We start from the raw sequence: 14,256 nt of genomic DNA, 5'->3' as shown, positions 1-14,256 counted from the left end.
ATAAAAATCATGCTATGTTTGTTCATGCTAGCCTCCAAATTGATTTAGTATTGAACAAACTAATTATGGCTTTGGCTGAAAAGTTAACCCACGAAAATGCGGAGGCTAACATTTCACAGGGAGTCATTGTGTCTATGTAGCCAAGGATAGTTCGGTGTTTGTATGACCTACGAAGAATTTTATTACAGTATTGATTGCAACTTTCCTTATCATGATGAAAATGAGTGGAAACGAATTATTCAACAATCTATCGAGATTGGTGATGACGCGCCCTTTCTGGTATTGCACGAAATATGTCGCGTGCCAGCTTCAGAAAAGATTGAAGAATCTATGCATTTAGAAATGTACAACTATTGGAAAGAGTCATTTTCTAGCCCTGTACAAGAAATCGTTGAACCTGCCTCACTCACATATATTAATAAAGGTGAACTAACAGACAACGAGGCGCTGGAGATTATGGTTAAACTTTCAAAGTTTCCAAACTCGTACAATGCCCTTCAAGTTGTTTTACTTTCGTGTCCCGATGATGAAGAGTTAGTCGACGGAAAGTATGAAGAAATTGTTAGTATGTGGAAGTTGGCTACATAACAAGAAATTAAACAAGGACAAAAAACAGTTGGCTTGTGCTCCTTCGTCGCTAATTTTAACCAAGCATTTTTCGCCTATTAGTAAGGCGTTATAAATAGGACTTACCCAAACTTAGTGGGTAAGACCAATCCCAAGGAAGGTAAGTGAATACTGAAATTAAAATACCTCAATTACCAGAATCAACTAATTCCGCAAATATCATTCGAATTTATGTTAATGAAGGTCAAGAAGTTGAATACGATCAAGCGTTGTTTGATATCGAAACAGAAAAAGTAGTTCTAGAGGTAGTATCACCATCAGCGGGTGTCGTAGAGGGTTTCAATATATCTCAAGGGGAGCAGGTTGTTTCAGAGCAAGTCGCAATGAACTTACGTGTAAAAGCAAATTCTGACACGCCTGCCGAATCAAAGAAAATTGAGTATATTGAAACTATAGTAGAGAAAAAAGTTAAGGAAGATTCAGATAGATTATTACTAGAAGAAACTATAGGTAATTCTTTATTTGATAAAAGAGGCCAAATCTGCGGATTATTTGGATTCGTAATAGGAATAATAATTGGTGTCATTGGCACAGTCGTTGTCCTCGGCTAATTCGGGTTATAACAAAAACATCAACGGAAAACTGCTCGCTGTAAAGCGCTCGTATTTTCTAGTTATATTAAGCGACTAAACAAGACAGGCATAATTGGAAAGGTAAATCTGCTTTTGCGAGATTTGCTATTTAGATGCAACGCTATCCCAGCAATCGCATTGCACTTTGTCGACCTTCAACCCGTTGCTGATGTTGGTTGTGTGCGTATTGCTCAAGGTGAATCACTTTGCCAGCGGCCTGCTTAAAGCAGGTTTCAAACTGCGTGGTTAAAGTTAGCCATTCAGATTAAAGAAAGTGTACTAAGGGACAGTTTTGGTGGTTTCGAATTATGCCTGTCTGGTTAAGTTTCTTAGTTCTTCGAAAAAGGAGTTTAAAATTTGAAAACCTATTACCTGTTACTTTCAATTTTCTTTTGCTTTACCGCAGATGCCCAAACTCACAAAGTGAACGTTATTGTTCCTCAGTCATACGAAACTGAGACATCAAAAGAATACCCTGTTATTTACTTACTAGACGGCACCTCGAATCAGAATATGCTAAATGGCATGCTTCAAAGACTCCATTTATCAAAGGGGTCTTATGAGCATATTATTGTAAGTATCGATGTAGAGGATCGGCTGGATGATTTCGCACCAACCGTAAACATGGATCCACGAGGCCCTGTTGGAAAAGGAGGTGGCGGGGACCAATTTTTAGATTTCTTAGAAAAAGAGCTTATGCCGCGCATCAACAAAAAATATCGCACAAGTGAATTTAATTCCATCGCTGGCCACTCTGTTGCTGGACTGCTAGTTATCCATAGCTTTCATTCACGCCCAAAACTTTTTCAGTCTCATCTAGCCTTCAGTCCTGCTGTCTGGTGGGGAGCAAGAGAGACGGCTAAATCGGCTCAAAATTACGTGCTCTCAAACGGAGGCAGCGAAAATTACCTTTATATGAATATTGGAAGTGAAAACGGTGAAATGAAATCAGTGTATAACTCGTTTGCAGCTACACTAATGAAAAACCATTCCATCGACTTAAAGTTAAAGCTAAACGAGTTTGACGATGTTTCTCACGATTTCACAATGGTTGCGGGCTTATACAATGCTTTATCAGGGTTATATCAATATCAGCGCGGTAAGGGCATACAACAATGACATTATATTGCTCGCAAGCTCAATGGGACATTCACACGATGGCTCTGTCCCTTCGTTCCAATTTTAGCCTACGTATTGCGACAATTTACCCTAGCGTATTTGCAGTGATGTACGCATAACAAACTGGTTACATAAGGAGTTACGAATGAATTCTAGTCATATCTTTTGGCCTGTATTGGCTCAGGTTTTTCTTACCCTAGTACTTTTTATCATTCTGGGAGCAAGAAAGGCCAAGGTAGTGAAAGCTGGCAAGGTTAATCGTCAGCAAGCGGCGTTAGATAATCGGGTATGGCCTGAAGAGGTCGTCAAGGTTTCCAACAACATTGCCAACCAATTTGAAGTCCCGATCCTTTTCTACGTTTTATGCGTTGTTCTCTACAGTATAAATGCCGCCGGTATTGTGGCCGTCGTTCTGGCTTATATGTTTGTTGTGAGTCGATACGCGCATGCCTGGGTCCACGTGGGGTCCAACTATGTGCCAATGCGGTTGCGGCTCTTCATGGTTGGTTGCGTGGTGTTACTTGCCATGCTTGGAGTTGCAGTTTGGAAATTGGCTGCATGACCGGTGTCTGCATAACAAAGCAATCAAATTTGTTTCGGCCTTCGGCGGGCGATTCCCCCGAATTAGTTGTTTCAAAATTCTTGAAACTGTAGAGTTTGTTTGGGGTAATGCAAGTTAAGAGTCTTTATCAACATTATGCGAAATTTATCTAAAATAAATTAATTAACAACACTCGTGTTGGGTTGTTGTCGTTTCCCACTCTAATGGTGAGTAGTGTAATAAAATTAAGGAAAATGATTGAAAAAATTAATTTACGGAATACTGCTGCTTATACTGGGAAGCCACAGTAATAGCTGGGCTATATCGAAGCTACCGACATTACAAGAATTGACGATTGATAGTAGTGTACTTGGTGAAAAGCGTGATTTAGTGGTTTACCTGCCGGCGGGGTATAAATTTAGTCAAAATCATTACCCCGTATTATACCTGACCGATGGTGACATTCAGGGATCACATACTGTTGGCACAATAGACTATCTAGCAAAGTTTGAGCAGATACCGCAAATGATTGTAGTGGGTATTGTAAACCCAGCTAAAACACGTATTAGAGATCTGACGATAACACCTTCAGATAAGCAAAGTCTTAATCAACTGGAAAACGCAGACAGATTTTTAGACTTTGTAGAGAAAGAAGTCATTCCTTATGTGAAACAGCAGTACCGCATTCTGGACTATCAAATTCTATCTGGAACTTCTCATGGCGGGCAGTTTGCTATCAATGCAATGGTAAAGCGGCCAGACTTATTTAATGGCATTATCGCCATCAGCCCATCTTTATACTGGAATAATCGGCAATTGCTTGGGTTAGCCGAGCAAGCTCTAAAAGACAAAAAGTTACAAGGACGTTTGTATATGTCGATAGCTAACGAAGAGCCAACCATGACAGATCCGTATCAACAGTTTATCGATCTACTTGTTAGTTATCCATCTGAGAAGCTGGTAGCCACATCTCAGACTTTTAGTGATGAAACGCATAATACAACCGTGCTCAAAGGGCAATATGCCGGATTAAAATACTTGTTTTCCGAATGGCCTATTCCAGAGGGTGAGCCTAAAACGTTGGCTGATTTACAGTCAAAATTTGCCAGTCGCTCAACACTTCTCAAAACACACTTAAAAATTCCAGAAGATAAAGTCAATGGTTACGCCCAGTGGTTGCAATACTTGAACCGTCATGATGATGTGTTGGAATTATTGGAGTGGAATCGAAAAAACTATCCTCATTCAGTAGATGCACATTCAGCCTTAATTAAGGCCTATATGGATTTTAAAATGACAGAAGAAGCCGAGTCAGCCCTTAAAAATGCATTGAAGTCAGTTAATGACCTTAGCCCAAAACAAAAATCACAGCTTAAAATTTTGATTTTATAAGCATTCGTGGTGAGGCTACTCGATAGCACAACCTGACCCATGAATAAATTCTGCTGTGCAAAGCATCAAATGACAAAATGACAAAATGACAAAATGGAGTGTACTAAATAATAGATATGTTTGATAAAAATCCAATTCACAGAATTGCTAGCGTATTGCCCCCAGCATTGGTGAGTGCGTTTGAAAAGCAAACATTTTATTCTACTGAAGAAGTGAAGCGTATTTTTGATAGTGAGCTCAAGACTAAACACAATGTAGAATATGCTTTTGCCATGTTTTGCTCGCAGGCTGAGTTCGAAAAATTGGGTTTAGCGTCAACTTATAATGATCTGCGCTTAGACGTATCTAAAACGTGTTTTGGAAATTGGCCTCGATTTAATTTCGAATCACTATTAGATTATTCTCGTCGCTCAACCATCGGTGGTGAAAGTGTTGTTATTGGGGGGAAGGTGGTTGTGGGGATGGCGGCTGCGGCGGAGGTGGCGAATAGTCTTTTTTATGAGCATGGGATAGTATCTGGCATGCGCTTTTAGAAAAACAAGCCAGTGTGATTAATAAGCAGCCGTGTTATTTATTCTGAACATTCGCTCAACGTTACTAACTATTATTTATCTCGTGGTGAGGTGGGGGGAACCTTCTTTCTTCCCAAGGATTCGAAATGAGTATCTTGCTTTTTTTAAGTACGGCTTTAGCTTTAACTTTAAGTCTCATCAGAGAAATCGCTAAAAGAGGAGAAGATAGCTTAGCTGTCACGGTTTGGAAATTTTTTAGCTATTACACTACGCTCTCAAACGTTCTTGTCTTGTTATGGTCTGGAGTTATTACTTTTTCTTCCTCACAGGCAGTCAGTACCTTCGCGCTTAATGCCAATATCGCCGCTGCCATTACGTTTTACATCTTTACGGTAGGTATCGCTAATTACCTTATCTATGGATGGCTTAAACTGTCATTCTTCGAGCGTATTGCTGATTTGTTTGTTCACGCTATCACGCCGCTTGCTACATTAACGTATTGGTTGTTATTTTCAGAAAAGCAACAACTCGAATACTCATTGGTAGGGTATTGGCTAATCTTTCCGTTAAGCTACGCCCTATACACCATTCTGCATGGTAAATGGTCAGAATTCTATCCTTATGAATTTACGAACATTAATGAACTTGGAGTCAAAAAAGTTTTTTTTAATGCGTTGGCCTTATCAATTTGCCTGTTAATAGGTGCTACTTTTTTTATATTTATAGGCAAGGTGATTGGTCATTTTTAACGAAAGAGATAATTGACTCGCATTCCGTGCATGGGCTGATACCTAAGGGCTTACTTCATTTCTAAACCTCACTTTCCTGCACTTGATAATGGAAGGTTATGAAACATTATGGAGAGCCTATTTGCCACATGATAAATTTCTATAAAGTAAAGAGTATTCAGGCTTATTTACCAAAAAACAAACCTATTTTTGAAGGGGGTTTTGATTCCGTTTGTTCCAATTAAGGCAGTTCATGCAGCTGAAGATTCTATTTAAGTCATCTTGGAAAAATTTACGTAAAGCATATTGATGAAGAAAGCTGCTCATTTTAGTGGAAGTGTTTTCACCAGAATGCTGTCAAAATTTGATGTGTGGCGGCGTAAGTATGCAATGTCTAATAATTTGGGCATGCGGCGAATACATTTACTGGCTCACTCTATGAGTAATCGAGTGCATAGAACACCCATTAGCTATTGCGGTAAATACGATCATCATGGCCACCAAACCCATGATTCACCTCTGGTTACAGTGGACTCGTTACCTTATCGAACACATTTATCGAGCCAACTTTACAAACCTGTTATGTCATCAGTACAGTTTTGTCCCAATTTCTGGATACTTTCGTGACATCTTTCTTTCAGTATTGATAGGGCGTTAACACTCACTCATTCATTACTAAGGAAACATCATGAAGCGATTTAATAAAATTTCTGCAGCGGCATTGCTTGCGTTTGCAAGCCAACAAAGTTTCGCTGCAGATATAACGGTAGAAATTCAGAACTTAACTCACGGGTTGTACTTCACACCTATTGCCGCTGTGGCGCACACCGCTGATGCTAGCTTGTTTGAAGTGGGTGAGGCTGCCAGCACTGAAATTCAAATGATGGCCGAAGGCGGCAGTTTAGACGGTATTGCTACCATTGGCACTGCTATTGGTGCAGACGTTATCGCCAACCCTGCAGGCGGGCTGTTAGCGCCCACCATGTCTACGTCAGCCGACTTAATGACCGCAGACGACAATGTTGTATTGTCGGTTGTAGCGATGATCCTTCCTTCTAACGATGGTTTTATCGGGTTAGATAACTGGGAAATTCCAACAGAAGCTGGCACCTATACGGTTTTCATTAATGCCTATGATGCGGGAACAGAAGCTAACGACGAATTACGTGGTAGCGGCGAACCAGGTATGGCGGGTATGCCAGTACCACCTCCACTAGACCCATTACTTGGTAACGGCGGAACTGGTGTAGCAGGCGCAGATACTAACACTACCGTACATATTCACCGCGGAAACATTGGCGACGACTCGTTAACGGAAGGTGCAAGTGATGTAGACAACGCCGTTCATCGTTGGTTGAACCCAGTAGCTAAAGTAACAGTAACCGTACGATAAGGAGGCTGTTATGCAATATTTAGCCAAACATTATAAAAAAGCATTGGTACTTACGTTACCCTTTTTGCTTGCGGCGTGTGGTGATGACGATACCCGTGAAGTAATTGTAGAAGTAGAAGTACCAGCTGAAGTTCCCGATCCAGTGCCGGTATCGTACGACGTAACCGTAACTAATTTAACCAATGGTCAGCCAGTATCGCCGCCTGCGGTAGTGCTGCATAGCGAAGGTACGTTATGGGAAGTAGGTGCAGTTGCATCGGTGGAGTTAGAGCGTATTGCTGAACAAGGTGATTCTGCCGACTTTCTAATGCTAGGTGATGCAAGTGGTGGCGGTGTTGGCCCAATTACCCCAGGCGATTCACAAACGATTAGTGTCACCATTAACGATATCACCGACGCCAACCTAACGATTGCCGCCATGCTGGGAAATACCAACGATGCCTTTACCGGTATTAACAGTTGGAGCCTAGCCAACCTTGAAGTAGGTGCTACCTATACTACTGTTAGCCCAGCTTATGATGCAGGTACGGAAGCAAACACTGAAAGTGCAGCAACCGTGCCAGGCCCAGCAGCCAATGGTGAAGGCTTTAGCCCAAGTCGTGACGACACAGGGTTTATCTCAATGCACCCAGGTGTGGTGAGCTCAGATGACGGGCTTTCAACCTCGGCGTTAACGGTTGAACATAAGTTCGATAACCCGGTTATTCGTATACAAATTACGCGAACAGAGTAATGAAAAACAATGCCTCTATCGCTAGAAGAACGGCCAATTCAGCCGCTAATTTAACGGGCAAGTAAATAAAAAGCGTTAATCTTGTGAAAGATTAACGCTTTTCCATCGTTCTATTAGTTTTTGAACTGTGGTTTTCCCAAAAATGACCGACAAAATATTAATTGTTGAAGACGACCAAGATATCGCAAATTTAATGCGGGTTAATCTGTTAGAACTGGGTGTTGAAATAGAACATCAAACTGATGGAAAAGTAGCACTGGAATGCGCGTTGTCTGATGAATTTGCCATTGTAATTTTGGATGTGATGCTACCTAGCATGAGCGGCTTAGATATATGCCGCAAGGTGCGAGATGCCTTGCCTATGCAAAGCATTATTATGCTTACCTCGAAAACCTCTGAAACCGACAGAGTATTAGGGTTAGAGCTTGGCGCCGACGATTACATGACAAAGCCATTTAGCGTAAGAGAACTGCAAGCAAGGGTGCGTTCTCAGCTTCGAAAATATCATGTGGTGCAGCAAACTCAAACTACGCAACAACAAGCAGATACACCGTTAAAACTAGGTCGCCTTGTTATCGACCAGCGAAATCATCAGGTATTTTTATCTGAAGAAGAATTGGTACTAACCGCCACTGAATTTGAATTGCTTCATCACTTGGCCAGTCACCCCGGGCAGGTATTTAGTCGCAGCCAATTATTAGAATCGGTGTGGGGCTACCACCATAGTGGCTACGAGCATACGGTGAATTCACATATTAACCGGCTGCGTTCGAAGTTAGAAAACGACGCCACCGCGCCCCAAATTGTACAAACCGTATGGGGTGTAGGGTACAAATTTAATCCTCAAGGAGTATAGCCCATGAAATTTGGCTTTTATCCTCGCCTTGCCGTGTGCTTGGTTGGCGTATTTATGGTGGTGATGATTGCCTGTTTTTACTCCACGAATTTATTACAAAAACGCACACAACAAGAAGCAGAACAAAAACTGCATATTGGCTTAGCGGAACATCTTGTTAGTGATAACCCGTTACTGAAGGAAGGGGTGTACGACTACGAGGCCCTTGGAAACCTTTTCCATACGCTAATGATTTTGGGCCCAAGTTTTGAGTTCTATTATTTAGACCCTGAAGGCACCATTCTTACGTATTCGGCCGAGCCTGGAAAAGTGAAAGCCGATGCGGTGGATATCGCCCCTATAAAACAGCTTATTAATACCGATCGCGGCTTTCCCATTGAAGGTGACGACCCAAGAAACATTGGCCTGCAAAAAATATTTTCTGCGGCACCGGTTTATAACAACGAACAACTGCAAGGCTATTTGTATGTGATTATTGGTGGTGAGCGTTACGACTCCATTATCGCGAATTTACAAAATAGCCAGAGCATGCGCGAAGTCGCATTATTTATGTTTGTTGGTTTGTTTTTGCTTTTGCTAGCGTTACTTGTGTTGTTTAAATATTTCACCACGCCATTAAGACGCTTAAGCGATGATATGGATCGCGTACGAGAAGCCGATTTTCATCGTGAAAAACTACCCCCTAATTTGGCTACATGGAACAGAAACAGCGCCAACGAAATAGACCGCTTAGGCTGTGCGTTTACCGATATGCTTACCCATATAGACAATCAGTTCGAACAGCTTAATAAAATTGATAGCCAGCGGCGTGTACTGCTTGCCGACTTATCACACGACCTGCGTACTCCTTTGGCTAGCCTACAAGGTTACATTGAAACATTAGCGCTGAATGAAGACAGTTTATCTAAAGAAGATAGAAGACATTTTGTGGATGTGTCGCTTAAAAACGCGAAAAACTTAAAGCATCTTATCGACCAAATATTTGAGCTTGCGTATTTAGAAGGCGGGCAAGTTACCTTGCATCAAGAGTCTTTTCCGTTAGGTGAATTACTGCATGATGTGGCCGCAAAGTTCGAGCTTGATGCGAAACAGAAAAATATCGCTATTAAAGTTATTCCCGATCACTTTGAATACTACGTGTTTGCTGATATTGGCAAGCTTGAGCGCGTGCTTACGAACCTTATTGCCAATGCTATTCGCCATACCCCGGAAAATGGCAGCATAGACCTTGCTGTGGTGTTACATAACGATAAGCTTAGAGTAGATATTCGTGATACCGGTATTGGAATTAGTGATAAAGAAATAGCGTACATTTTTGATGCTAGGTATCAGGCCAGTAATACAGAAAAAGATACGTGTAGCCATGCAGGTTTAGGTTTGGCTATTTGCAAAAAGCTAATGGCACTGCTTAATTCCGATTTGAGAGTAGAGAGTCAATTAGGGAAGGGCACGTGTTTTAGCTTTGAACTTACCTTAGCGAACAGTCATTAAGGTTGGGCTTAAGCGGTAGGTAAATTCTAGCGGGCTTGATTTATAACGGTACTCGATTCATAGCGGGGCTCGATTTATAAAGGCACTTTGATTTTAAGCGGACATAAGGCTACGCAGCAGCACGGAAGAATTTCGTCATCATCAATAAAGGCGAGGGGATCGGTAGTATATTCTACTTCGCCTTCAATCAGCTTAGTTCTACACGCACCGCAAAAACCTTCACGGCAATGGTAGTGAATATTGATGTTAGCGGCTTCAAGGGCGGTAAGAAGCGTAGTATCAGGGGGGGATGAAATACACCCCACATCAACAACGTCGATGCGGAGTGTTTTATCAGCTGTGCTCATTATTTTTTGGCGCTACTTCTTAGCGTTTTTGTAGTGTGCTCTGTTAGCGCTAGCGCTCAAAATCAGCTTAGCGCTACAATTCGAAATCAGCAAAATCGTCTTCACTAACCGCAGAGTCAATTTGACCTACCAAGTAAGAACTAATTTCAGACTCTTGTGGCGCTACCTGAACGTTGTCAGAGTTAAGGTAGTTATTCATCCACGGCAGAGGGTTACTGCTGATTTCAAATGGTGCATCTAGGCCAATAGCCGTCATACGTTGATTGGCAATATATTCAACGTAAGAACAAAGGATTTCTTTGTTAAGGCCAATCATAGAGCCATTCTGGAAAAGGTAATCAGCCCATTCTTTTTCTTGCTGAACGGCATTCATGAAGATAGCGCGAGCTTCTTCTTTGCAATCTTGTGCAATTTGCGCCATTTCAGGGTCGTCTTTGCTTCGTGCCCACAAGTTCAAAATGTGTTGGGTAGAAGACAAATGTAGGTTTTCATCACGGGCAATCAGGCGGATAATTTTAGAATTACCTTCCATCAACTTACGTTCCGCAAAGGCAAACGTACAGGCAAACGACACGTAGAAACGAATGGCTTCTAAAGCATTCACTGAGTTCATACACAAGAAAAGCTTCTTCTTTAACTCGTACATGTTGATGGTATGTGGCACGCCATCAACAGTGTGCACACCTTCACCTTGTGTTTGCCATAATTGAGTGGCAAAAATAAGGTCGTCGTAGTACTTCGAAATGTCGGCGGCACGGCGCTTAATTTCATCGTTAACCACAATGTCTTCAAAAATATCGCTAGGATCTGAAAACAAGTTACGCAAAATGTGCGTGTAAGAGCGAGAGTGGATGGTTTCAAAGAAAGACCATGTTTCCACCCAGGTCTCAAGCTCAGGCAATGAGATGATAGGTAGAAAGGCAATATTAGGGCTGCGGCCTTGAACCGAGTCTAATAGGGTTTGGTATTTCAAGTTTGAAATAAAGATGTGCTTTTCAGGGTCGGTTAATTTTTGAAAATCAACACGATCGCGAGATACATCTACTTCCTCAGGGCGCCAGAAAAAGCTAATTTGCTTTTCAATAAGCTTTTCGAAAATGGCATGCTTTTGTTGGTCGTAACGGGCTACATTCACCGGGTTACCGAAGAACATAGGTTCAACCAATGGGTTGGTACTTTGCTGATTAAACGTAGTATATTTCATGAGTGCCTAACTAAAAACTTAATGATAAACGCGTTTTATTATTTATGTTCTTGCTGCGATACCGATTTCGCAAAAGCGGGCGCGTGCTAAATTTTGCACGCACCGCCTGCACAATCATCGTCTTCTTCTATAACCACTTCTTCTTGACGAGGTAACGGCTCATTGGCTTTAACATCTAATGCTGAAGCGTCTGTCGCACCATCGCGTGTGTTGTGGTAGTACAGGGTTTTCACACCCAGCTTGTACGTTGTTAATAGGTCTTTCAGTAACAGCTTCATCGGAACCTTGTTACCGTCATAACGGCTAGGATCGTAGTTGGTGTTAGCAGAGATAGTTTGGTCGATAAACTTCTGCATAATACCGACTAGCTGCAAGTAACCATCGTTAGAAGGAATATCCCACAACAATTCGTACTGATCTCTTAAGCGCTCGTACTCAGGTACTACTTGCTTAAGTACGCCGTCTTTACTTGATTTAATACTAATAAAGCCACGTGGCGGCTCAATACCGTTGGTTGCGTTTGAAATTTGAGAAGATGTCTCAGAAGGCATTAACGCAGACAAAGTAGAGTTACGTAAACCGTGAGTCTTGATTTCTTCACGAAGGGCATCCCAATCGTAATGAAGTGGCTCGTTACATACGCCATCAAGATCTTTCTTGTAGCTATCGATAGGCATGATGCCTTGCGAATAAGTCGTCTCGTTAAACTTAGGACACGCGCCTTTTTCTTTCGCTAGGTTGTTCGATGCTTTCAGTAGGTAATACTGCATAGCTTCAAACGTGCGGTGAACTAGGCCATTCGCGCTATGGTCTGAATACTTCACACCATGTTTAGCTAAGTAGTAAGCGAAGTTAATAACACCCACACCTAAGGTTCTGCGACCCATAGTGGCATTGTATGCCGCTGGTACTGGGTAGTCTTGGTAATCGAGTAGATTATCAAGTGCACGTACTGCTAGGTCTGATAATTCTTCAAATTCGTCTAGTGACTTAATGGCCCCTAAGTTGAAGGCAGATAGCGTACAAAGGGCAATTTCACCTTCTTCGTCGTTAACGTGCTGCAAAGGCTTAGTAGGCAATGCAATTTCAAGACAAAGGTTACTTTGACGTACAGGTGCCACTTCAGGGTTGAACGGGCTGTGCGTGTTACAGTGGTCAACGTTTTGAAGGTAAATACGACCTGTGCTTGCACGCTCTTGCATGAACAAGCTGAACAGCTCCATAGCTTTAATGCGCTTTTTACGAATGTTGTCGTCGTTTTCGTATTGCACATACAAACGCTCGAACTTTTCTTGATCGGCAAAGAACGCATCGTAAAGGCCAGGTACGTCAGATGGGCTAAATAATGAAATATAGTCATCTTTCATCATGCGTTGATACATGAGTTTGTTGAACTGTACGCCGTAGTCTAAGTGACGAACGCGGTTTTCTTCTACACCACGGTTGTTCTTAAGCACTAATAACGATTCAACTTCCATATGCCATAGTGGGTAGAACAAAGTAGCTGCGCCACCACGAACACCGCCTTGCGAACAGCTTTTAACGGCTGTTTGGAAGTACTTGTAGAAAGGAATACAACCTGTGTGGAAAGCTTCTCCACCACGAATAGGGCTACCTAGTGCGCGAATACGGCCAGCATTCACACCGATACCTGCTCGCTGGCTTACGTATTTAACGATAGCGCTAGCGGTAGCGTTAATTGAATCAAGGCTATCGCCAGTTTCAATTAGTACACACGAGCTAAATTGACGAGTAGGGGTACGTACGCCAGACATAATTGGCGTAGGTAGTGATAACTTAAACGTAGAAGCGGCATCGTAGAAACGACGAATGTAGCTCATACGGGTATCTTTCGGGTAGTTAGCGAACAGACACGCTGCTACCAAGATGTATAAGAACTGGGCACTTTCGTAAATTTCACCGGTTACACGGTTTTGAACCAGGTACTTACCTTCAAGCTGCTTAACGGCGGCGTAGCTGAAGTTCATGTCGCGCCAATGATCGATATAAGTATCCATCTCGGCAAATTCTTCAGCAGTATAATCTTCAATTAAATGCTTATCGTATTTGCCCATCTCAACCATGTTAGTGACATGGTCAAACAGTGCAGGGGGCTCGAACTGACCGTAGGCTTTCTTGCGAAGGTGGAAAATAGCAAGGCGAGCTGCCAAGTATTGGTAATCAGGCGCGTCGGTAGAAATTAAGTCTGCAGCTGATTTGATAAGGGTTTCATGGATTTCGCTGGTATTGATACCGTCGAAAAACTGGATTTGAGCTTTAATTTCAACTTGTGAAACTGAGACGTTTTCAAGTCCTTTTGCAGCCCATGTCACCACCTTATGAATTTTTTCTAGGTCGATGGATTCTTGCTCACCATTTCGCTTGGTGACGGATAAACTATTATTCATGTTACTCTGGCCGTTGTCTGTTAGCGCGCGAGGCGTGGGTATATCACCCTGTTATAATGTGTATTCTTTTTAAGTTAGTTGTTTCGCTGCGAAGTAATACATCTGCGTAAGACCATTTGCGCGAAATACACAACTAACCACGACCAACCCTAAACTTATTAGCGCATAAGTTTGAGAGATGCCGCTGAATGCTTTTCTTTAATAGTATGTTTTGTCTGATCATCCGAATAAACGCAGTAAAAGGATCGTTGTCGATCTCAATAATTTCCAAAAATTCGCTTTGGGATCCCGCGTTGGATTAAACACAAGATAGTGAGGTTTGCCTCACAATGC

At 42.1% G+C, this 14,256-nt stretch carries 14 protein-coding genes; 11 read left to right on the top strand and 3 right to left on the bottom strand.

Annotated features, from left to right (window positions below):
• The first annotated feature begins 162 nt into the window (after nucleotides 1-162).
• The 11 genes from JKP82_RS17700 (at nucleotide 163) to JKP82_RS17650 (ending at nucleotide 9,964) form a co-directional block, all read left to right on the top strand.
• Nucleotides 163-588 carry a hypothetical protein gene (locus tag JKP82_RS17700; protein WP_218398056.1) on the top strand — a complete coding sequence of 142 codons (426 nt, stop codon included), beginning with the start codon at nucleotides 163-165 and terminating at the stop codon, nucleotides 586-588.
• Nucleotides 589-731: 143 nt separating this feature from the next.
• Nucleotides 732-1,178: a biotin/lipoyl-containing protein gene (locus JKP82_RS17695; RefSeq protein ID WP_218398055.1), complete on the top strand. Its 447-nt coding sequence runs from the start codon at nucleotides 732-734 to the stop codon at nucleotides 1,176-1,178.
• 378 nt (nucleotides 1,179-1,556) lie between these two features.
• Nucleotides 1,557-2,318, top strand: a complete 762-nt coding sequence (locus JKP82_RS17690; protein ID WP_258544427.1) for an alpha/beta hydrolase — start codon at nucleotides 1,557-1,559, stop codon at nucleotides 2,316-2,318.
• A gap of 145 nt (nucleotides 2,319-2,463) precedes the next feature.
• The gene (locus JKP82_RS17685; RefSeq protein ID WP_159530472.1) at nucleotides 2,464-2,880 is read left to right on the top strand and encodes an MAPEG family protein; all 417 of its coding nucleotides are present in this window, start codon (nucleotides 2,464-2,466) and stop codon (nucleotides 2,878-2,880) included.
• A gap of 237 nt (nucleotides 2,881-3,117) precedes the next feature.
• Entirely contained in the window at nucleotides 3,118-4,251 is a 1,134-nt protein-coding gene (locus tag JKP82_RS17680; RefSeq protein ID WP_218398053.1) for an alpha/beta hydrolase, read from the top strand.
• 116 nt (nucleotides 4,252-4,367) lie between these two features.
• On the top strand, nucleotides 4,368-4,784 hold the full coding sequence (locus tag JKP82_RS17675; RefSeq protein WP_218398052.1) for a DUF6559 family protein: 417 nt from the start codon (nucleotides 4,368-4,370) through the stop codon (nucleotides 4,782-4,784).
• Nucleotides 4,785-4,909: 125 nt separating this feature from the next.
• Nucleotides 4,910-5,512, top strand: a complete 603-nt coding sequence (locus JKP82_RS17670) for a Pr6Pr family membrane protein (RefSeq protein ID WP_218398050.1) — start codon at nucleotides 4,910-4,912, stop codon at nucleotides 5,510-5,512.
• Between the two features lie 667 nt (nucleotides 5,513-6,179).
• Nucleotides 6,180-6,884 (top strand): spondin domain-containing protein, encoded by a 705-nt coding sequence (locus tag JKP82_RS17665; RefSeq protein WP_159530464.1) that lies wholly within the window; start codon nucleotides 6,180-6,182, stop codon nucleotides 6,882-6,884.
• 10 nt (nucleotides 6,885-6,894) lie between these two features.
• Nucleotides 6,895-7,617 (top strand): spondin domain-containing protein, encoded by a 723-nt coding sequence (locus JKP82_RS17660; RefSeq protein WP_218398048.1) that lies wholly within the window; start codon nucleotides 6,895-6,897, stop codon nucleotides 7,615-7,617.
• 142 nt (nucleotides 7,618-7,759) lie between these two features.
• Complete coding sequence (locus JKP82_RS17655; RefSeq protein WP_159530460.1) at nucleotides 7,760-8,473, top strand: winged helix-turn-helix domain-containing protein; 714 nt, start codon at nucleotides 7,760-7,762, stop codon at nucleotides 8,471-8,473.
• 3 nt (nucleotides 8,474-8,476) lie between these two features.
• Nucleotides 8,477-9,964, top strand: coding sequence for a sensor histidine kinase (locus tag JKP82_RS17650; protein ID WP_218398046.1), 1,488 nt, complete (start codon nucleotides 8,477-8,479; stop codon nucleotides 9,962-9,964).
• A 74-nt stretch (nucleotides 9,965-10,038) separates the two neighbouring features.
• Here the strand turns inward: JKP82_RS17650 and yfaE are convergent, their stop codons facing one another.
• The 3 genes from yfaE to nrdA all read right to left on the bottom strand — a co-directional run bounded on the left by yfaE (nucleotide 10,039) and on the right by nrdA (nucleotide 13,923).
• Entirely contained in the window at nucleotides 10,039-10,311 is a 273-nt protein-coding gene (yfaE, locus tag JKP82_RS17645; protein WP_013784176.1) for a class I ribonucleotide reductase maintenance protein YfaE, read from the bottom strand.
• Nucleotides 10,312-10,384: 73 nt separating this feature from the next.
• Nucleotides 10,385-11,515, bottom strand: a complete 1,131-nt coding sequence (gene nrdB, locus JKP82_RS17640) for a class Ia ribonucleoside-diphosphate reductase subunit beta (protein WP_159530458.1) — start codon at nucleotides 11,513-11,515, stop codon at nucleotides 10,385-10,387.
• 86 nt (nucleotides 11,516-11,601) lie between these two features.
• Nucleotides 11,602-13,923: a class 1a ribonucleoside-diphosphate reductase subunit alpha gene (nrdA, locus tag JKP82_RS17635; protein WP_159530456.1), complete on the bottom strand. Its 2,322-nt coding sequence runs from the start codon at nucleotides 13,921-13,923 to the stop codon at nucleotides 11,602-11,604.
• Nucleotides 13,924-14,256 lie beyond the last annotated feature (333 nt).

The organism is Alteromonas lipotrueae (assembly GCF_019249215.1).
GTDB classification, from domain to species: Bacteria; Pseudomonadota; Gammaproteobacteria; order Enterobacterales; family Alteromonadaceae; genus Alteromonas; species Alteromonas lipotrueae.
This window is presented reverse-complemented; position numbering and strand designations above follow the sequence as displayed.